Origin of the sequence: Hymenobacter sp. GOD-10R, assembly GCF_035609205.1 — a bacterium.
In the GTDB taxonomy this organism is placed as follows: Bacteria; Bacteroidota; Bacteroidia; order Cytophagales; family Hymenobacteraceae; genus Hymenobacter.
This window is the reverse complement of sequence record NZ_CP141184.1, coordinates 2160250-2180379: the sequence shown is the minus strand read 5'-3', so window position 1 is coordinate 2180379 and position 20130 is coordinate 2160250. Positions and strand designations below refer to the sequence as shown.

The 20130-nt window shown below is 46.0% G+C and carries 18 protein-coding genes; 6 read left to right on the top strand and 12 right to left on the bottom strand.

The annotated features are described in order from the left end of the window. Nucleotides 1-20: 20 nt before the first annotated feature. Both SD425_RS08820 and SD425_RS08815 read left to right on the top strand, forming a co-directional pair. Nucleotides 21-599 (top strand): DUF4269 domain-containing protein, encoded by a 579-nt coding sequence (locus SD425_RS08820; RefSeq protein ID WP_324677557.1) that lies wholly within the window; start codon nucleotides 21-23, stop codon nucleotides 597-599. 336 nt (nucleotides 600-935) lie between these two features. Continuing rightward, nucleotides 936-1808, top strand: a complete 873-nt coding sequence (locus tag SD425_RS08815) for an alpha/beta hydrolase (RefSeq protein ID WP_324677555.1) — start codon at nucleotides 936-938, stop codon at nucleotides 1806-1808. A gap of 275 nt (nucleotides 1809-2083) precedes the next feature. Here the strand turns inward: SD425_RS08815 and SD425_RS08810 are convergent, their stop codons facing one another. Then, complete coding sequence (locus SD425_RS08810; protein ID WP_324677553.1) at nucleotides 2084-2584, bottom strand: hypothetical protein; 501 nt, start codon at nucleotides 2582-2584, stop codon at nucleotides 2084-2086. Nucleotides 2585-2741: 157 nt separating this feature from the next. Here SD425_RS08810 and SD425_RS08805 point away from each other — a divergent pair, with 157 nt between their 5' ends. After that, complete coding sequence (locus SD425_RS08805; protein ID WP_324677551.1) at nucleotides 2742-3638, top strand: DUF1080 domain-containing protein; 897 nt, start codon at nucleotides 2742-2744, stop codon at nucleotides 3636-3638. 175 nt (nucleotides 3639-3813) lie between these two features. Further along, entirely contained in the window at nucleotides 3814-5196 is a 1383-nt protein-coding gene (locus SD425_RS08800; RefSeq protein WP_324677549.1) for a hypothetical protein, read from the top strand. A gap of 186 nt (nucleotides 5197-5382) precedes the next feature. Here SD425_RS08800 and SD425_RS08795 read toward each other — a convergent pair whose 3' ends face one another. Both SD425_RS08795 and SD425_RS08790 read right to left on the bottom strand, forming a co-directional pair. Next, nucleotides 5383-6477: an AI-2E family transporter gene (locus SD425_RS08795; RefSeq protein WP_324677547.1), complete on the bottom strand. Its 1095-nt coding sequence runs from the start codon at nucleotides 6475-6477 to the stop codon at nucleotides 5383-5385. A gap of 142 nt (nucleotides 6478-6619) precedes the next feature. After that, on the bottom strand, nucleotides 6620-7315 hold the full coding sequence (locus SD425_RS08790) for an HAD family hydrolase (protein ID WP_324677545.1): 696 nt from the start codon (nucleotides 7313-7315) through the stop codon (nucleotides 6620-6622). Between the two features lie 106 nt (nucleotides 7316-7421). On the opposite strand from SD425_RS08790, the gene SD425_RS08785 reads away from it, so the two are divergent. Then, nucleotides 7422-8054 (top strand): chloramphenicol acetyltransferase, encoded by a 633-nt coding sequence (locus SD425_RS08785; protein WP_324677543.1) that lies wholly within the window; start codon nucleotides 7422-7424, stop codon nucleotides 8052-8054. A 126-nt stretch (nucleotides 8055-8180) separates the two neighbouring features. Further along, complete coding sequence (locus SD425_RS08780; RefSeq protein WP_324677541.1) at nucleotides 8181-8573, top strand: STAS/SEC14 domain-containing protein; 393 nt, start codon at nucleotides 8181-8183, stop codon at nucleotides 8571-8573. 101 nt (nucleotides 8574-8674) lie between these two features. Here SD425_RS08780 and SD425_RS08775 read toward each other — a convergent pair whose 3' ends face one another. The 9 genes from SD425_RS08775 to SD425_RS08735 all read right to left on the bottom strand — a co-directional run bounded on the left by SD425_RS08775 (nucleotide 8675) and on the right by SD425_RS08735 (nucleotide 19982). After that, complete coding sequence (locus SD425_RS08775) at nucleotides 8675-9058, bottom strand: DUF3037 domain-containing protein (RefSeq protein ID WP_324677539.1); 384 nt, start codon at nucleotides 9056-9058, stop codon at nucleotides 8675-8677. Next, nucleotides 9036-9833 carry a HipA family kinase gene (locus SD425_RS08770; RefSeq protein WP_324677537.1) on the bottom strand — a complete coding sequence of 266 codons (798 nt, stop codon included), beginning with the start codon at nucleotides 9831-9833 and terminating at the stop codon, nucleotides 9036-9038. Before SD425_RS08770 ends, SD425_RS08775 begins: the two co-directional genes overlap by 23 nt. A 353-nt stretch (nucleotides 9834-10186) precedes the next feature. Further along, nucleotides 10187-11104, bottom strand: a complete 918-nt coding sequence (locus SD425_RS08765) for a glycosyltransferase family 2 protein (RefSeq protein ID WP_324677534.1) — start codon at nucleotides 11102-11104, stop codon at nucleotides 10187-10189. A 128-nt stretch (nucleotides 11105-11232) separates the two neighbouring features. Beyond that, nucleotides 11233-12291, bottom strand: a complete 1059-nt coding sequence (locus SD425_RS08760) for a glycosyltransferase family 4 protein (RefSeq protein ID WP_324677532.1) — start codon at nucleotides 12289-12291, stop codon at nucleotides 11233-11235. Between the two features lie 54 nt (nucleotides 12292-12345). Then, nucleotides 12346-13335, bottom strand: a complete 990-nt coding sequence (locus SD425_RS08755) for a glycosyltransferase family 2 protein (RefSeq protein ID WP_324677530.1) — start codon at nucleotides 13333-13335, stop codon at nucleotides 12346-12348. A 372-nt stretch (nucleotides 13336-13707) separates the two neighbouring features. Beyond that, nucleotides 13708-15150: an oligosaccharide flippase family protein gene (locus tag SD425_RS08750; RefSeq protein ID WP_324677528.1), complete on the bottom strand. Its 1443-nt coding sequence runs from the start codon at nucleotides 15148-15150 to the stop codon at nucleotides 13708-13710. Further along, nucleotides 15134-16453, bottom strand: a complete 1320-nt coding sequence (locus SD425_RS08745; protein WP_324677525.1) for an O-antigen ligase family protein — start codon at nucleotides 16451-16453, stop codon at nucleotides 15134-15136. The genes SD425_RS08750 and SD425_RS08745 overlap by 17 nt, the downstream gene beginning before the upstream one ends. 400 nt (nucleotides 16454-16853) lie before the next feature. Beyond that, nucleotides 16854-19166, bottom strand: a complete 2313-nt coding sequence (locus tag SD425_RS08740; protein WP_324677523.1) for a GumC family protein — start codon at nucleotides 19164-19166, stop codon at nucleotides 16854-16856. A gap of 15 nt (nucleotides 19167-19181) precedes the next feature. Next, on the bottom strand, nucleotides 19182-19982 hold the full coding sequence (locus SD425_RS08735) for a polysaccharide biosynthesis/export family protein (RefSeq protein ID WP_324677521.1): 801 nt from the start codon (nucleotides 19980-19982) through the stop codon (nucleotides 19182-19184). Nucleotides 19983-20130 lie beyond the last annotated feature (148 nt).

Genomic DNA, 20130 nt, shown 5'->3' with positions numbered 1-20130 from the left:
TCAATACGACACCAAGCTGCATGCCGCTCCCCTTTCAAAACCTAGGTTACCTCCAACACGGCACGGCGGTGCAGCATGCAGCTTATCAGCTACTTACCACAACCAAGCTAATGCAAGTGCTGCACCACTACTCGCCGTTGCTGGTTGGCACGTTTCCGCTAGGGTTGCAGCAACCCGGCAGCGACCTAGATATTATTTGCGAAGTCTACAACCTAGGTTCGTTTGAAGCACTACTACGGGAGCAGTTTGGCCATTATGCGGGTTTTGAATTACGCCGTACTGAGCGCCAAGGACACCTATGTAGCGTGGCCACGTTTGTGGTAGAGGGGTGGCCGGTGGAGGTGTTCGGGCAACCAGTGCCGAGTGCGCAGCAACAAGGCTACCGACATCTGGTCGTTGAGCATCGGTTGTTGCAACTAGGAGGCGCTGTGTTTCGGGCGCGTGTGCAAGCCCAGCGAGCAACTGGTCTAAAAACAGAACCAGCTTTTGCCGCTTGCCTAGGTTTGACGGGCGACCCGTATGCCGAGCTACTCCGACTTGAAAGCTACTCGGATGCTCAGCTACGAGCACAATACTTTGTCGATTCCAATGTCGTTTGATGGCATCGTTCTACACGCTTAGCAGCAGAGAGGAAAGTTGTTGGGCTCTAGTAGAAACACTGTCGGCTCAGTTTCGCTGCATGAACAATCTGCTGCTCACAGACCAAGTCGTAACTTCGGCGCGGAGGCGTTAGGTAACACCTTCATATCGCTCATTTTCACAGTCCAATCAGAGTAGAGCCTGTTTAGATTTTGCAAAACAACGCGGATCAGCCATGTCTCCTCTTGCCTCCGCTTATCAAGGCAAGACCTAGGTCAAAAGCTCAAGCACGCTCTTCGTTCCTCGCGTACTGCTGCCAGGTAATTGGCACAAGCAGTTTTAAAACAACATCGCCCTTGAAAACTATTTGTACCGTTCTGCTAATCTTATTGACTACCGCTTCGTTTGGCCAAACCAAAAAGCCGAAAAACGTTGACCAAAGTAAGCCCTTCATTCTTGGCTCTATCCATGAAATTCAGTCTAAGGAGCTTTCTGAAAAACGAATTGTTAATATTTATCTACCTGAAGGCTATAGTAAGAGTGACACCATTAAATACCCGGTCGTTTATCTGCTCGATGGCTCCGCCAATGAAGACTTCATTCATATTGTCGGCCTATATCAATTCAACAACTTTCCTTGGATAAATCGGACGCCAAAATCAATTATTGTGGGCATCGCCAATGTGGACCGCAAACGAGATTTCACGTATCCAACCACGGTTGAAGCTGATAAAAAACGGTATCCAACTGCCGGTCATTCCGATAAATTTATCTCCTTCTTAGAGAAGGAATTACAGCCTTACATTCAAAGTAACTACAAAACAAGCGCCTCCAAAACCTTGATTGGACAGTCATTAGCCGGATTGCTAGCTACTGAGATATTGCTCAACAAACCCAATCTATTCAACCAATATGTTATTATCAGTCCGAGCCTTTGGTGGGACAACGGTTCGCTCTTGAAAGCCAATACGGAGGTGTTAACTCAAACCGTTACAGCCAAAAAAGGAATCTATATAGGCGTTGGAAAAGAAGGGCTAGGTCCGAGCGACATTCCCCACGTTATGGAAGTCGACGCCAATTTGCTTGTAGAAAAATTGATGCTGCTGAAAAATAAAAATCTACAAATCAGCTTCGATTATTTACCGCAGGAAGATCACGCCACTATTACGCACCAAGCGGTATTTAATGCTCTACGGCTGCTAAATCCTGCAAGCAATAACAAACCTTAAACGTTAGACTCTTTTAACTAGCGAGGGCTGCTTTTGACAGCTATGGTGCAAGCTCAAACAAAGAAGGTCCTGCTTAATTAAGCAGGACCTTCTTTGTTTGAGCTTGCAGGAAATTTTTTTGAGTATTATCTTAAAATAAGGCCGTCATGCTGAGCTTGCTGAAGCATCTCGCGTGCAATAGTAACTCCAATCACTAGGGTTTACCATTGCACGCGAGATGCTTCGGCAAGCTCAGCATGACGGCCTAGTACAGGGAAGCTAGAGGAGGCAAAAGCCTACTCTTCTGTTGGAGTTTTGCTGTTGAGACCTAGGTTTTGGGTTTCGGCTTTGTCGGGTTGGCTGTGGTCGTTGCCGCCGTAGCCACCGGTGTAGGGATTTTGCTCGGTATCGACGTTGCGCTCGGTGAGGTCTTCGCGGCCGCCGCTGCTACCTAGGCCGCCGCGGTGGCCACTTTGGTCGTAGCTGCGGTCTTCGTCGCCGTTGTAGCCGGCCCGGCCCATACCTTCGCCCTGCCCTACAGCATCGTCGGAGTTATTGCCGGTTCCTGCGGCACCTTGCCGGCGCTGCTGGTCGAACTCGGAGCCTTGGCCGGGTTGCGGGTTGCTGTTGCCGAAGGCCGCGCCAGGGGCTTTGCTACGGTCTGCATCGGCATCAGCCATGATGGTGGACATATCACGCGGATCATCTTCTGAGCGCGTTACGGGGCCTTGGTCGCCGCCAAGTTGGGCGGGATCAGGCGTTTGGTTTTGGTCGTCGGGTTGGTTGGAAGTAGCCATTAGGTAGTGGTGGGGAGGTGAGTAAAGGGAGAGCTTTACTTACTTCATACTAGGCCGACTGGTGAAGGTTATCCAGAATGCTAATTTCTCAACTGTTTAGCTAACAATTTGAAATGACTAGATTTGGTTTCTACCTAACCCAACCACCCTTCCAGCTATGAAAAGATGGACTACCCTGTTGCTCGGCGCTACGCTGTTGTTCCCCGCTATTTCCTTCAAGGGTCCCTCTCCCAAAGCTCCTGCTGCTTGGCAGCCACTGCTCGACAAAAACCTGAGCAAGTGGCGAACCTTTGAAAGCTACCGCCACCAGCTAGGCTACAAAGGCCAGACGCCCACCGACGCCCAAGGCAAACCAATTCCGCCCATTGGCTACGATAAGAACGAGGCGCAAGTATTTACCGTGGTGATGCAAGAAGGCAAACCAGTGCTGCGCATCAGCGGCGAGATATACGGCTGCGTCTTCACCAAGCAGGATTTCAAAAACTACCACCTGAAGCTGAAAGTGAAGTGGGGCACGAAGAAGTGGATACCACGCCTAGACGAGCCCCGCGACAGTGGCGTGCTCTACAACAGCCAAGGCGAATGCGGCGTCGACTACTGGCACAGCTGGATGCTAGCTCAGGAGTTTCAGGTATCGGAACACGAGAAAGGCAATGCCATGGGTGACTTCTGGTGCATCGCCAACTCGACGGCGGATATAAACGCGGCCTACAACTCCACGAAAGACACGCTGAAGTATAACCCAACAGCAGCTCCGCTGAGAATGGGCAGGGGCGGCCCGGGCTTTTGCCAAGCCGCAGCCAACTACGAATCGCCTAACGGCCAATGGAGTGAGCTGGAGTTGATCAGCGTCAACGGCCAGAGCATACACTTGGTAAACGGCCACATGGTGCTAGCCGTGAATAACTCCGGGTTTGTAGTCAACGGGCAACGTCAGCCTCTGACGCACGGGAAAATCCAACTGCAAAGCGAAGCGGCCGAAGTCTTTTACAAAGACATCATGATCAAGCCGCTGGATGCTATGCCGGCCGAGTATACTCGTTACTTTAAGTAGACGTCGGGCCATTACGCCCGATCAGAACCAAGCTACAGCGAAGCACGAGCTAGGTAGGAAAGTAACAGGAGGGTGCAGGATGGAGTGGTAGCGTAGGGCAGCGTCTTTAGAGGACTGATTCGCAAGCACCTACTTGCGAGCTTCCTCGTTGACGCTAGCCCTCACCCAACCCACCATGAAAAGCAAACCTACCTTGTTCTTTGCGGCGCTAAGCGCTGCCTGCCTGCTCGTCGCTCCGGCTTCCGCCCAAATCGGCAAACGCTTCCCCTCCGAACGCAAGGTGGTGAAGGACCCCGTGACTGGCACCATGCTCACCTTCCTGACTAGCACGCCCCAAGGCGACTCCAAGATTTATCAGACTCACAACCAGTGGACGTCCGATGGGCAATGGCTCATCTTCCGCTCGGGGCGGGTGCCAGGCGAAGCCATGGCCGTGAATGAGAAAACCGGCGAGATGGTGCAGGTAACAGAAGGTGGCTACACGGGCATGCTCAACATCGGCCGCAAGTCGATGAAGCTGTACTTCATGCGCAACCCCGCCGGCACCACCAAAGACAACCCTGCGACGAGTGTGCAGATTGTGGAGGTGGACCTAGCCAAGGTGTTTGCCGATAGCAAAGCCGGCAAGATGCAAGCCCCCAGCGTGTACCAACGAGTGTGTGGCACCACGCCACCCGAGATGGGCGCCGGCGGCGACATGGCCCTGGATGCCAACGAGGACGTGGTCTATTTTCGGGTAGGTAAAGCGGAAGCAGCCAAGCACCTAGCGGCCAACACAAAGGTTGAAACCAACTTCGGCCCCCGAAATATGGGCGCCGGGCCGGCTGGGCTAGCCAGCATGAACCTAAAAACCGGTGCCTTCAAGCACGTCGTGTCGGTGCCATTCCAGATCGGGCACGTGCAGACGAATCCGTGGGTGCCGGGCGAGATTGTGTTTTGCTGGGAAACTGGCGGCAAATCGCCCCAACGGACCTGGACGGTGCTAGCCGATGGCTCGGGGCTGCGGCCGCTTTACCCCGAAGCCGACTACGAATGGGTAACGCACGAGGCCGTGATTACGCGCGATGAAGTGGCCTTTGCCCTCATGGGTCACCGCAAAATCAACTTCAACAAAGACGCCGTTACCGCCAGCACCCAAGCCAGCGACCCGCGCAACCCCGGCCAGGAAGCTGGTTGGGGCGAGTCGGGTACCCGTGAGAAGCCCACGGGCCTAGGTATTGTGAACCTGCGCACCCGTGAGATGACTATTGCCGGCCAAACGCCCAGCGGCAGTGGCTTGTGGCACGTGAGCGGCTCGGCCGACGGCCGCTTTGCTGTCGGCGACGACTTTTCGCGCAGCCTCTACCTCATCGACCGGCACACGCACGAGATGCTCATGCTAACGACCGGCCACAAGGAAACCGCCGCCGACCACCCCCACCCCACGTTCAGCCCCGACGGCACCCGTATCCAGATTCAGTCGGCGATGCTGTCAGCTGATAATAAGTCGATGAATATCTGCATTGTGCCTGTGCCGGAGTCGTGGCTGAAGCGCACGTATAAGGATAAGAGCAAATAATCCGCTAACGCTTGCTCCAGACCTAGGTGTCTGGATAGAGAGAGCAAAAAGAACGTCATGCTGAGCTGGTCGAAGCATCTCTACCGCCAAAGTAAATGATTACTACTGCAGTAGAGATGCTTCGACCAGCTCAGCATGACGTTCTTATATATACGAAAGGTAGCTGTTGTTAGCTACTGACCAGAGCTAGGTCAGCACCTTTTCGCTGTTGTTGTCTTTCACCTTGCGTGGGCGGTCGTCGTCGCCGAGCAGCAGGCCCCAGGGTTTCAGCGCCTCAATTCGGTCGAAGATAATCTTGAGGATGGCCATGCCTGGCAGCGCCAGAAACATGCCCGGAATGCCGCCAATGGAGTTGCCAACCAACACCCCGACGACGGCCGCCAAGGCATTCACCTGCACTTTACCCGCCACAATGCGGGGTACCAGCAGGTTATTATCAATAAACTGAATGACCATGTACACGCCCACCACCCCTACCGGGTAGAGATAGCCAGGCTTGGTGACAAAGGCCATGAGCACCGGCAGCAGAATGGCAACTATACCCCCAACGTAGGGAATAAAATTCAGTAAGGCCCCTAGCACGCCTAGCAGCAAAGCATACGGAATACCTAGGATCAGCAGCCCAATCACGTTGAGCACCGCAACAATGGCGCCTTCAATTAGCAGGCCCGTCATGTAGCTTTGGATGGTGCCTTTGCTCTCGTGCAGCACTTCTTCCACCTCGGGATCATGCCGCTGGCCTGAAAATACCTGAATGAGAAAATTGACCAGCCGTTCGCGGTACAGCAGCAGCAAAAAGATGTACACCGGCACCAGCGTAACCACCACCAGCAACCCCGACACTGTCGAGAGTGCCTGACCAGCTAAGGCGGTGGCGCGGCTGGTGGCTTGCTGCAACCAACCGAGCAAACGCTGGTTGGTGATGCCAAAGCGTGCATCGAGCCAAGCGACGAGCTGCTGTTGAGCTTGTAGCAGTTTGGTTTTGAAAAGCGGCAACTGCGTAGCTAGCTCGCCGGCTTGTAAATAAATAAAGTACATGACCCCTAGCAGTGTCGCCACCCCAAGCAACACCGTCAGGGTAATAGCCAACAATTCGGGTACTCGATGTCGCAGCAGCCACTGCTCTACTGGCAGCAGCAGAATAGCGAAGATGATCGAGAAGAAAATGGGGAACAGAATGTCACCGGCCAGGTAGATCGTGAGCACCAGCAACGCCAGGCCCAGCATCACTAGCGGAGCCTTGGCGTAGAAGGGTAGCTCTAGTTTAGGATTATCGTTCATCGGGAGGGGTTTCAAGTTAATTTCCAACCTGATACGCACACCCGAATGGAAAGATCTAGCATCTGCGCGGGGCCGTTGAGCTTGCCCAGAGGCAGAAAAGCTACCTAGCTCAACCTTACCATTTGGCTCCGCAGAGGCGCCTTTAGATCAAATATGCCAGTGCTTCTTTCAACGATTCGGCATGCTGAAACGGGATGCCCGCTAGCTGGTCGGCTGGTACTTGTTCGTGAACCCAAGTGGCGTGATACGGCACGTGGATAGCCAGTCCACCTAGCTTAGCAACGGGCAGCACATCCGACTTCAACGAGTTGCCGACCATGGCGAAATCTTGGGGCTGCACGCCGTAACGCGTCAGGATGCGGCGGTACGTGGCCTCGTTCTTTTCGCTCACGATTTCGACGTGGTCGAAGTAGTCGCCGAGGCCGGAGCGGGCTAGCTTGCTTTCCTGGTCGAACAGGTCGCCCTTAGTGAGCAGCATAAGCGGTATGCCGCGGTGCCGTAGTTCCTCCAACACCTCTTCCACGTGAGGCAGCAGTTCAATAGGAAAGTCGAGCAGACGCTTGCCGTGGTCGAGGATCTGCTGGATTTCGGTACCCGTTACGGTTCCGTTGGTAAGCTCAATAACCGTTTCAATCATGGTGAGCATGAATGACTTCGCGCCGTAGCCGAACAAGTGCATGTTGGAGCGCCATACTTCGTAGAAGCGCTTGCCTAGGGTGTCGGCATCGGCGTAGTGAGTGAGCAGAGCGAAGAGTTGCGCCTCAGCATAATCGAAGTGGGGCTGGTTAGGCCACAGCGTATCGTCGGCATCGAAGGCAATAAGTTGAGGGGTTGGCATAATCAACGAACAGGATGTTTAACACTTGCCGCGTAGTCTCCTTTGGCAAAGCAGCCAGACGAACCTAGGTGGCGCGGTACCGGCAAAGTTACCGAACTTGCGCCCCATGAAACAGCTCATCGACCTCTCGACGTGGCCCCGTCGGGAACACTTCGCCTTCTTTTCCAAGTTCGACGAACCGTTCTTTGGCCTAGTGGCCGACGTTGATTGTACCCACGCCTATGCCGAAGCTAAGCGCCTAGGGGTCTCCTTCTTCCTGTATTATCTACACCTAGCCTTACAAGCTGCCAACGAAGCCGAGGCGTTTCGCTACCGTATTGAAGACGGGCAGGTCTACTGCTACGACCGCATCCATGCATCAGCCACCATCGGCCGCCCCGACCGCACATTTGGGTTTTCGTTTATTGAGCAACACGATACCCTAGCTGCTTTTGTAGCAGGCGCCAACGCCGAAATAGAAGCCGTGCAGCAAAGCTTCGGGCTGCGCCTCAACGACACCACCGGCCGCCCCGATGTGATTCATTTCTCGGCCATTCCGTGGGTGCGCTTCACTGGTCTGACGCACGCCCGTAGCTTCCAATTCCCCGACAGCTGCCCCAAGATTTCGGTCGGCCAAACCTACCAGGAAGGCGCTACGCTGCGCATGTCGGTGGCTGTGAATGTGCACCACGGCCTCGCTGATGGCTATCACGTCGGACTGTTTTTGGAGGCATTTCAGCGCTTGCTCAGCCAATCCTAGGAGCCATTTACGCGGCAAAGCACGACAGTATATAAAAAGCACGATAAAGCTGCTCGCATCATGTATCTTGCTAGGGTTAAACAAGCATAATTAGCACCCTCCCCTCCTCTTCGTTTTGCCTAAGGCATGAAGCCACTTTACAGCACGCCTTCCCTTTCTATCTCCTATGATACGGCCAATGAGTGGCTGTACGTGGAGTGGAAAGGGCACCATGATGCCCAGTCGGCGCAGACTGGTGGCGAGCTAGTGCTACATTACCTTCAGGTGCACCCGTGCTACAAAATGCTGAACGACAACAGCCAAGTAACGAGCAACTGGGAAGCGGGCGCGCGCTGGGTAGGCAGTCAATACTACATGCTACTCGCCGAGCACGGCATGCGTTTCGTCGCTTGGGTTTGCCCGCCTCACTGGTCGGCACGCCGCTCCATGGAAATAGCCATGCAATTTGTGACCAAGCCCGTCGTCATCCTCTTCGACGACGTAGCTTCTGGCTATGATTGGCTATCCCGGCAAGCCTAGGTAACCTCATCTGTCATTCCGAGCAGCGCGAGGAATCTGAGTACGAGCTACGTTAAGACCTAAGATTCCTCGCGCTGCTCGGAATGACAGACGAGGCTAGCTTATTGTACCAACTGTGCGTATAAGCGTCCGAGCGTTTCGGCTGGGTCGGCGCACAAGCCAGGATGCACGGGCGAGGTTTGAACCACCGTACTGCGGGCTGCTGTGAGCCAGCGGAAACGCGAAGCAATGGCTAGTTGACCAATAGCGCCACCTTCTCGTCTTCCGGCGCAAATGCGTTCAAATGCACGGAGGCGCTCCTGTAGCTCTTGCACATCTAGCTCGCCCGCAAAAGCTCGTAGCCGCGACTCGTTCAGCTCGTAACGGGTTTGCAGGAACCCTCGGCCGGCACAATACAGGATGACGCCGACGTTCAAGAACTCTTCGCGCTCTACCTTAGGCATCACGCGCACGACGGCGTACTCAAATAAGTGCTTTTCTTGCATGCTCGGCGGCCTTGACAAAGATTTCGGACGAGGCGAGACGGACCTCTAAAAATTGGATGTAGGCTTGGCGGTGCTCCTCTACCGTGGCAAATGGCGAGTCGCCCAAGAGCCACTCGTCGGGGATGAGTCCTACAATGTTGCGGATCAGCTCGGGGGTAAGCAAGGCTCGGTATTCAGCATCGACGGCTTCTAGCTCGGCAGCCTGTGACAGCAGCACGTGGTCTTTTACTTGTGCAAAGGGACGCCGGGCCTGCTCCTCCACGTTCGGCCAGGAATGGTGAAAATAGAACGCCGCGCCGTGGTCAATAAGCCACAGTTCCTTATGCCACATCAACATGTTGGTGTTCCGCACGGTGCGGTCGACGTTCATGATCAGGCAGTCGAGCCACACGATCTGTGAAGCTAGCTTTGGCTCCACGGTAGTCACCAGCGAGTCGAAGGTAATAGCACCGGAGAGGTAATGTAAAGCTAGGTTCAAGCCCTCACTGGCACGGAGCAGATCTTGAATCTCCTCATCAGGCTCGGTCCGACCGAAAGCTTCATCGAGCGTGGCAAACACGATTTCGGGCACTCGCAGCCCAAGGGCACGAGCTATTTCACCGGCAATCAGCTCGGCAATGAGGGCTTTTACTCCCTGTCCTGCTCCGCGAAACTTAATGACGTACAGAAAATCGTCGTCGGCCTCTACGATAGCGGGCAGGGAGCCACCCTCACGCAAAGGCTTCACGTACCGCGTCACGTCTACGGTGCGGAGTGGAAGTTCATTTTGTTTCATAGGCCCCATCATTCGGCATGTAAAGCGCGAATGTAACCCGAACCGCAGGAATATACGCCAGTCACGCAGCCATGTAATGTGTCTGATTGCACGGCTGCACTTGATGAATTACTGCTTCGGGCGTCTCAGAACGCCACCGTAAGCAGTAGCAGGCGCTTAACGATGAGTAAAAGCTTGCCTCTATAGTAGTATCTGTTCGTGATTACGGAAACTGATAGTAGCAGCAGAAGCTGAACTAGTACTTCCAATGCATAGCACTAAGTCAACTATGGATGGTGCCAGTGCCTCGTACTTTCTCCTGCAACCATCAAATACTCGTTAGCTTGACACGAGAAAATTACTGCTAATCAACCTTAAGCCTCAATCTGCTTCGATTGCATTCGGAAATATGAAGTTTGGAGACGTCTAAACTTTTTTGCCAAAGTAGCGGGAACCACCTCTAGTACTTCCACCGGAGTGACGTCTATCATCTCATTTGTTTTTAGCACGATTAGATATTCGTAAATGGCTTGCAACGTTGCATAAGTTAGACCGGCCCATCCATCTAGGAAAGCCCGACGACCAAACACCATATAAAACCACTTTATCAATGGGCGCGCTGGCAACTTGTAGAACAAGCCTTTCTGATGAAAGCGGCGTTCGCTAAAATCTTTGCTGGACAGTGCTTTAACAAGCGAGAATTGTTCCGCACCATTTTGCTCTTCTATCCATCGGCGCGCCTCCATTGTGGAGTAATTATTATGTTTATTCAACCAATGACTAAACCCTTTTGAGAAAGGGTAGTGGTCAAAGTGCCCATCTATCAATTGAACTAACCCATCTACTTGCAACACCTCGTTGATAGCGCGATGATACGACGCCTTCCCACGCCGGACCAAACGAATGTACAACGGTGAAATCTGGGCGTGCTTTAACCACGATTTCCCTAGGTAATCTCTCCGCTGGATACGAAAGCCGTTCACCGAAGGCTTCGCCTGCTGAACGTTCGAAAGTAATTGTGGAATCAGAGCAGGTGGAATACGCTCGTCTGCATCTAATATTAATACCCAATCAAATTTGAAATCAAGTTGATTTAATGCAGCATTCCGTTGAGATGCATAATCATCAAACTTTCTCTGCGTTAACGTTACACCAGCCTTTAGAGCAATATCGATGGTTGCATCACTGCTATAAGAATCAAAGACATGTATGTCAGTACACCAGAACAAAGATTCTAGACAACCCGGCAGATCTATCTCCTCATTTTTGGTGAGTATTAGAGTAGAAATCATAAATAGAGATGGGGAAGAACGGTGTGCAAAAAAGGCGAGTCAATTAGCTCTTGAAGGAGCTGAATGAAAAACAGATCTGTTATAAAATACACGCAACAATCTACATTAACAGCATAGATTCATTACAATCAAGCTAATTCATACATATTTATCACACTTTCCTTATACCTAGCGAAATCGAATTTATCAGCAACTAAGTTATGAGCATTATCCGACACTTTTCGGTACAAGTGCGCATTTTCTACAACATAGCATATAGTCTCTAATAATTCTTTTTTATTTCCTGGTTGCACTAAATATCCATTCACTTTATCAACAACAACATCAGGTATTCCACCAACTGGAGTAGTAATCGGAACAACAGAGTAAGCCATTGCCTCTAACAAAGACATAGGCAAGCCTTCATTGTAAGTTGGCAAAATCAACAGATGACTATCTCGCAATAATAAGTCCCTTTGCTTGTCATTTATATAACCCAATATTTTAACTTGAGTTTCCAATCTATACTGTTGTATTACTTTCTGTATCTGAGTAGTATCACCTTGTCCTGCAATATATAATTCACAATCAGGATACTGTGCAAAGAAATCAGGCATTATATCAACTAAATCGAATATACCTTTCCTTTCTTCTAAGCGTGCTAGGAATAATAATTTTGCTTTACCATTTGCTAGCACCTTCTTTTCAACATCTTTCGGAATATCTATAGAATTGCGCAGCAAAGTCCAGTTAGCATTAGGCACGAGAGCACTATACCAATTGTACCAAGCAGTGGACAACACTAGATTGACGTCCGTACGCTTAAGAATTCTTCTAATTAAATTCTTTTTAACTTTAGAACAATTTGCATAAAACAGGTGAAAATCCGCAGCATGATTATGCATTATGGTTTTTTTACCTGTGATTTTAGCAATGTAAATCAGTAAGCCAGAAAGCCAAAAGTTTAGATCAGAAGCATGATGGATATGAACTAGGTCAACTTGAGGAAGCAAGTAAAAGAACCGTATACATGCCTTAATCCAAGCTTTTAATCTTTGCAGCGATGAAGTTTCATCAACGATGGTGAAAACCACTTTATAGTTCACGCATTTGTTGAGTTCTTCATCTTCTAAGAATTGCTTCATAACTGTTACGATACCAGACTTAGACTGATATGCGTTTTCTCCAACAAACAATACCTTTTTCATACTCTACAAATTATCTTTTTAGTGCTTGTTAACGTTGCTACAGAAAAGCAAGGATTACATCACCTTATTCCCAACCTCAGACTCAAATAAATAACAGTAAACTTGCAGCAACCATTGGTACAGGGCTGGACTCATCTTGAAAGCTAGATATGCATATCGATGTTTCTTTGATACCAAACCGCTATTATTAACAAATCCATTATAGCTGAGTAGCTTTTGCTTTATACTTGTGTATTCTGTTACGTAATCCTTTTGAAAGGAAAACATCATTAAATTAAGTATAGATATAGTCGATATTAAATCCAGACGTTTTGCATGATCAATGTGCTCTGGGTACTCGTTAGTAGTTATTTTCAGAATTTTTTCAGAAACAGCTACACCTTCCATCTGTGATCTATTAAAGCGTTGGTTACTTACCGAATTATCTCTTTTTAAATAATAATATTTTTTAGATTCATCAAACACTACTACTTCTGCTTGCTTATGCGTCAGAAAAACATAAAACAAGTCTTCATTGATACGACCGCTAAACTGTACGCTTTTAGCTATGTCTGCTTTGTATACCTTGTTGTTAGCACTCCAATCTAAAGTTCCATCAAATACAAGAGGAAGAATATTCCGTCTATTCACTACACGGACTTCTTTGTGGTCTCCTACTTCCTGATGTTTTTTTAACATAGGAATTACTTTCATACCACACACTGAAATATCAGCATTATACTGCCGCGCGTTGCATAGCAACAACTCGTACATATCGGCCTCGATGACATCATCACTGTCCACGAATCCAATATAAGTGCCTTGGCTCATCTCCAATCCCGTGTTCCTAGCTGCTGATACTCCCCTGTTTGCTTGATGAACAACTACTACTCTAGAATCTAGGCTAGCATAGCGGTCACATATGGCCCCACTACCATCTTCGGAGCCATCATCGACTAAGATTAACTCAAAATCTGTCCAAGTCTGAGCTAAGATAGATGCAATAGCTTCGTCTAGGTACTTTTCCTTGTTGTAGACAGGAACAATGATTGACAGTGAAGCCATAAAAAAGCCAGTTTACAGTCCTATTTAGACTATTCTTTACTCAAATATAAAAAAATCAAATCAAATTTCCTTAGTATTATGACATAACAAAGTCTTTTTTTGCTTATACCTATATGATTAAGAAGCAAGCATGATCAAAGCTTTATTAAATTATACTAAGTAAGCTAAACAAGAAAGTAAACGACGCTCGTCCATATTTAACTCTTGTAATAGTCAAATACGTAAGGGATGTATGACGATTTAAAGTACTGACAATATTACGATGCCTTCTACGTGCTACTAGGATATAGGAATAGCAGTTAAGCTTATGCTTACTCACTTAACCATTCATTAAATATGCCCAATAAAATACAAGTCAAATCTTCTTTTAATTCAATTTATGATAATCTTTCTTTTATATACCGGCGTAAAACCAATAACAATCAATACTGCGCAGCTCATTAGCCCAAAAGCAAAATAAGCATTAGTAGTTTTTAAAAGGAAATGGTAACCACTAACAAAACTAGCGAGTAAGACATAATGGCGAAAACATCTACTCAGTGTAGTAATTTTTCTACGTATTAGAACTACATCCTGGCTTATATGAAATACTATGAACGACATAAAGATAGAATAATTAATAACAGATAATGATTTGAAAAAATACAAACCTATAATACTCAAGAAAACGTGCATAATCAAGCTGGTTAAATTAAACCACATATCTAGGTTTTCTAACTTCATTGCTACAATAAGATTTGCTTGCAACAAGGTAGTAGGAAACACAAGAATCGCTAAAAACATTTGAATTATACAAAATATAGCTGTTTGGTACTTATCACCAAAAATAAACGGAATAAGCTTTGGAGCGAAAGCAACAATAAAACTGTAAGAAATTAACGAAAATAGCGTATAAACAACAAACATTTTATCATATAGCACACGCAACCTGTCCTTATCCTGATCGTTAAAATACTGTACAAATTGCGGATAGACGCTACCAGATATAATAATTGGAATTATAATAGTTAAAGAGAATATACGAGATGCTATTTCATATTGAGACACAGCAGAGACTGGCATAAACTTAGAAATGACTATATTAGCAAAACTCCAATAGACTACTGATACGCTTCCTATCACCACAAATCGCCAATTACTAAACACCACTTCTTTTAAGTACGTGTAGGAAACAATCTCCCCTACCGATCTAGTAACAATATTTTTATAATATCCTCCCGTAATCATAAATATATTCAATGTAATAACACGAGAAAACACTAGTGCAAAGGCTAAATAAATAATAGGAAACTTCAAATAAACACAGAAGACAGAAACAACAAGTTTAAAAAACCCATCCATAACCAATACATTAGCCGTACGCTTTTGCAGTGACTTGGCAATATTCAAACTTTTTATTGAGTTGATTGTATTATCAAATATTATATTTAACCCGAGAACAACACCAATGAATCTGATATTATAATCTGAGTATAGAGAAAAAATCAGTAGAACATTTATTATGTAAAATAATATACCTAAAAACCCTTGTAGTTTAAAATACCTATTAGTAAAAATATACTTATCTAACTCACTTGTATACTCTCGTACAAACCATGAGCTAAGTCCCATAGAAGAGAACACAGCTACAAGCTGGTATACAGTATTCGAAAGCAGAAAATGGCCTAGTTGTTCAGATGTATAGTACCTAGCAATAAGAACAAAAAATAAACTATTAAAAATATTTTGAAGAATATTAGCTATCACCCCCCAGGCGCTATTAATTACCAAGGAAGAAGCTTTAAGTTTAAAAATCATATTACTTACTACTCTCATAAACAAAATATTTATTCATAGAAATAGTAGCTAATATAACCATAATTGTAATTACAACAATACTTATTCTAATATCAAAGAGAGTATAAACTGTATTGAATGCTATCAACCAACTTACCAAAGAGCATAGCAGCACAGCAGATACCTTGGCTTCGCTACTTTGAACGCACTTCTTAATAGCTCTTATAACGCAGTAAGCAATAAGAAGTAAGAAGAGTAAAAAGCTAAAAAACCCTGTCTCTGACAATATTTTAAGGTAACCACTTTCTGGTTGATCAAAAAATAATATCTCTTCTCCTATTTCTAAATACAGGTCTTGGTTGTGACGTTTAGTATAACTCTGAAAATTACCTAAGCCGATTCCTAAGACAGGATTATTCTCTGAAATCCTATACGCTTCTGCCCATATTTTTTGACGAAACTTATAGTCTTCACTTACATTATTTAATCTACGTAAGTTAGGGAATTCTGAAGCAAGCGTTGAAAAAAGTGAAACACATATCATGCACAAGGCAACAAAATACAAGCGAAACTTACTACTACTGCTCACTACAAAAATTATAAGTGCTACTAAGAAGCCACCCAGTGCAGATCGGCTACCCGTTAGCAACAATCCAATTATCAGCAGAACAAATAAAGAATAGTTTACAATATTTTTATACTCACCCCGATAATTGTTGTGAGAGAACAAAAACAAGAAACTACCTAGGGCCAAAAACTGCCCATGCCCCTGTGAATCATGAAACATACCTGGATATCTGATGGTATTGTTCTCAACATCCAGTGTATTAGAATTCAGGTCAGGGTAAAACGTAAAATTTAAGCCTACAACTAATTGAATTAATAAGAAGCCAAGAGCGACTACATACATATACTTCAAGGCCTTGATGACTTTATAAAAGAAGAACTCATCTCTCCGACATTCTGCTGCTAACAAACTTACGTATATAAATAGGGGCAGTAGTTCCAAAAAGGTCAAAGTAGAATTTGTCACGAATTCGGAATATAGACTGCTTAGCAACAGCAAGGCAAGCATAGTAATTAGCAAAAACTTCACTAAGCTCCTACTCGACGCAATACTGATCATAAAGTCTTTAAAGCAGAACACTATGCAATAGATGGTAATCGCATCAAATACTTTAAATCCACCCCAGGTAACTTTCGTTACCAGCAGGTTCATGAAGGGTAGTACATAGATGCTAAAAAGCAAATAGGTTCTTACTTCTCGTTTTCGATGAAAGAAGAAGAGAAAAGCTATGATAGTCGCGCCTGCTAGAACGTAAGTTATTTTTCCTTCGCCCATGACACCTAGATGCTGCTCACTGATGAGGTAAAATACTGTTTCAATGCAGCAAGCAATTCGTTTTGTTTGCGCAAGATCAATAAGAGAGTGTTACGAATTACCACATTCCTGTTTGTGTACTTGGGACGGCTCATAGAGAGGAGAGTAACTACTTATAGTATTATACTGAAGGATATAATATTTTTCTTATATTTCAGAAGATATGTAGCAACTCAAAATGCGCTTTAATCTTTATCGCTATTACCCGATGAGGCGTGTTATAAGGCTGCGTTAGTAGGGCTAGTGCTGCTAACGCATTTCTAACAATGCATAGTTGTAGTCTAGATTCATAGACTTAGAAAGTACAATGCACTCATAACAGGCGAGCTTGTGCAAAATGTCGCCCGACGGAACAGGATAATCACGAATGAGCCGCCGTTTTGGCGTAATAGTCTTGGTAGTTGTAGCTGCTTTTATCCAGCTTAGCGCCGTTGAACACAACATTCATCCGGGGAAATACCCCTTCTTTGTACTGCTTTTGTACAAATGGCAACAGCGACTTCAGCGTATAGCTCTCACGCATGATGTACAATGTGACATCACTAAGCGGCGCCACAATTATAGCATCCGTTACGAGGTACGCTGGCGGAGTATCAATCAGTACATCATCGTAACGCTCCTTCAACTGCTTTATTAGAAGTTCTAAGTGCTCATGCTCTAGCAATTCCGAAGGGTTAGGCACCAACGTTCCACTGGCAATGATGTCCAGGTTCGGTGTCACTCGTGACGGTTGAATAACTTCTTCTATCGAGCAAGCACCTAGTAAAAAGTCGCTGGCCCCATAGTGATTCTCATCCAACTCAAACACAGCTGACTGACGAGGTTTGCGAAGATCTAATTCTAAAAGAACAGTTTTTCTACCCGCTAGCCCTAGTGTAACGCCCAAGTTGCTACACACGAAGCTTTTGCCTTCACCACTAATACTTGAGGTAAGCAACGTCACTCTACCCTTGCTGATATGACCATGCAAGGACCGTAGACTAGTTCTGAGCCACCGAAACTGCTCACCTATGGCTGCATAATCAGCTGAAGAAACCACTAATGGAGTTGAGGTTTTTTGCATAACCAACTCCGTTAGAAGTGGTAGTTGGCTTAACGCTTCAACTTCTTTGCCTCCTCTAATTCGGTTGCGAATTCCTTCTTTTACAAGTATAACGCCACAAGGTAGAGCTAGGCCTAGTAGCATCGCCAAAGCCAGTACAAATGGCTTCTTAGGCCATTTGACGGAAGCAGTGTATGCCTGATCTACAATGCGAGCGTCTGCCAGCAGGGGCGCGTAGCTTAAGCCTACTTCTTCCCGCTTTTGGAGTAGATACAAGTACAGGTTCTCTTTGATAGTTTGCTGTCGCTTGATGCTCACTAATTGTCGCTCCTGTACAGGCACGTTCCGGATAGAAGATGCTAGCTTACCAGTTGTCGCTTGCAGTTGCCTTTTAGTACCTAACAATGATGCTTTTAACGTCCGGACGCTACCAATAATAGCAGAGCGTGTTGCGTTGATCTGCTTATTAATTGGCTCGAAGACGGGGTTTGTTTCGGGAGTAGTAGCTAACAGCTTTTCGCGCTGCAGTTGCAAAGACGATAGTTTCTCAATCAAACTGCTTAGGGTAGGATCGTCGATACCCATTGTTGCAGGCACACCTTTAAAATCAGGCGCGTTGACGTAGCGGCTAATCTCATCAATAACACCTAACTCAATGTTAACTTTATTTAACTGTGTGTCGTTCGATTGCACATTCTCTAAGTACATAGACGATTGAGAAGTGATATCCGTGAGCCCATGACTACTACGAAAGCCTTCCACTTTGCTCTCCAAGCTGTTAAGCTCTCCACTGAGTACTGCAAGACGCTTATCGATGAAATCCAAGGTGCTCTGAGTAGTACGATTCTTCTCTGCAATGGCCTTCCCGTTATATAACTGAATAAGATGATCTAATAGCGACTTACCACGTTCAGGCACTTGGTCGTCAATTGCCAATCCGATGGCTGGTGCTTGTTTGTTCAGCAACTCGACTACCATAGACTTTTGATAACGTTCAGCTACTTTCTCTGGATTTTCAAGCTGAATTGTTATTGTTTCTCCTAAAAAATCTTGAATATTTTGCTTCGCTTGAAGCTGCCAAGTAGCTCCATCCGACTGAATGGGCGAATTGAAAGCATAAGTATGTGTTTTAGCATCTTTCCCAATTACGTTGAAAGAATCTTTGCTCACTACTACAACCTTCAACGTCTGATCATAAGTCGAATTACTTGCTGTTATAAGGTGATATGCTACCGGACTGTTCGTGTATAGTTCCTCCGGTACAAAGGCGTCTGAAGTAAAATAACGCGTCCACAACTGCAAATTGACAATTGCCTGATTAATTAGCTCGTGTGATTTTAATACCTCTATTTCATTTTCAGCTACTTTAGGCGATTCTGCTAAATCAATTTCTTGTAGCGCTGATTTGTTGTTAGGGTTCTTGTTAGTATCCTGAACTAATATAGATGCCTTTATTTCATACGTAGGTTTTACAATCTTTAAATAACCAATCGCTATAGTAGCGAACACCAAAAGGCTTCCTAAAATCCAGGGCCAATAAGGCAAATAATCAGCAAAAGCGCTTTTTAAATCTGGCAACTTGTTTTCGCCTTCGGAAGAAGACGAACGAACAATGTACTGCTGTTGGCTCATATCAGTGTAATGTTATTATCTATACAAGTTAGATAGCACGATAGCAATGATAGATAAGCCCGAAAGCACCAAAGTAGCTGTTCTATACCCTCGGTCTACAGTTGCAAACTTGGTTTTGTCAGGTTGCACATAGATCACATCATTGTTTTTGAGGTAATAGTAAGGCGAGGCGAAAAGCTTCTTGGAAGTAAGATCTATCGGTATATACTCCCGCTTATTATTTTGCTCCCTTACAAGCAAGACGTTTGTCCGCAAGGCAGTTATATTCAGATCACCAGCTAGAGTAAGTGCTTCTAAAATTGTTATCCTTTCATTTTGAATAGTGTAGGTATCCGGTTTTAATACATCACCGATTATAGACACTTTGAAATTTAGCAAACGAATATTTACCACAGGCTCTTTGAGATAAGTCACGAGCCTCTGTCGTAATTTTTGTTGTATTTCGCTTGTGGTAAAACCGGCTACTTTGAATTCACCAATTAGAGGCAGCTGTATATTCCCAATTGCATCAACACGATAGCCTACAACTGGATTCGCAGGAGCTACATCGTAGTTGTTTCCGTTTACGCGATTAAGATTATAATTAAATACTGCAGCTGCCTCTTGATTTAAACTACTAACATTAACCCCTAAAATATCTTCAGGCTGTATCGTTATGGGAGTGTAATTTTGAATATTATCGTCACTTATACTCGTCTTGCTCAAATCCTTAAAATAAGGAATGTTCTTGTAAGAACTACATGAAGTCGAAGCGTAAGCTGTAGTAAATAACCAAAGAACGAGTAATTTTTTTTGCTTGAGAAACAGGTGCAACATAAATGTACTAGGTGTGTATCGGCTTAATGAGCCAATGTCGAATAGAGCAGTATTGAAAGACAAAGATGTTTAGCAGAGAGATAGATTCAGCAAATACTCTTCTTGTATTCTATGCAAACTTCTAAGTCGAAAGTGCAAAGTTTAAGCT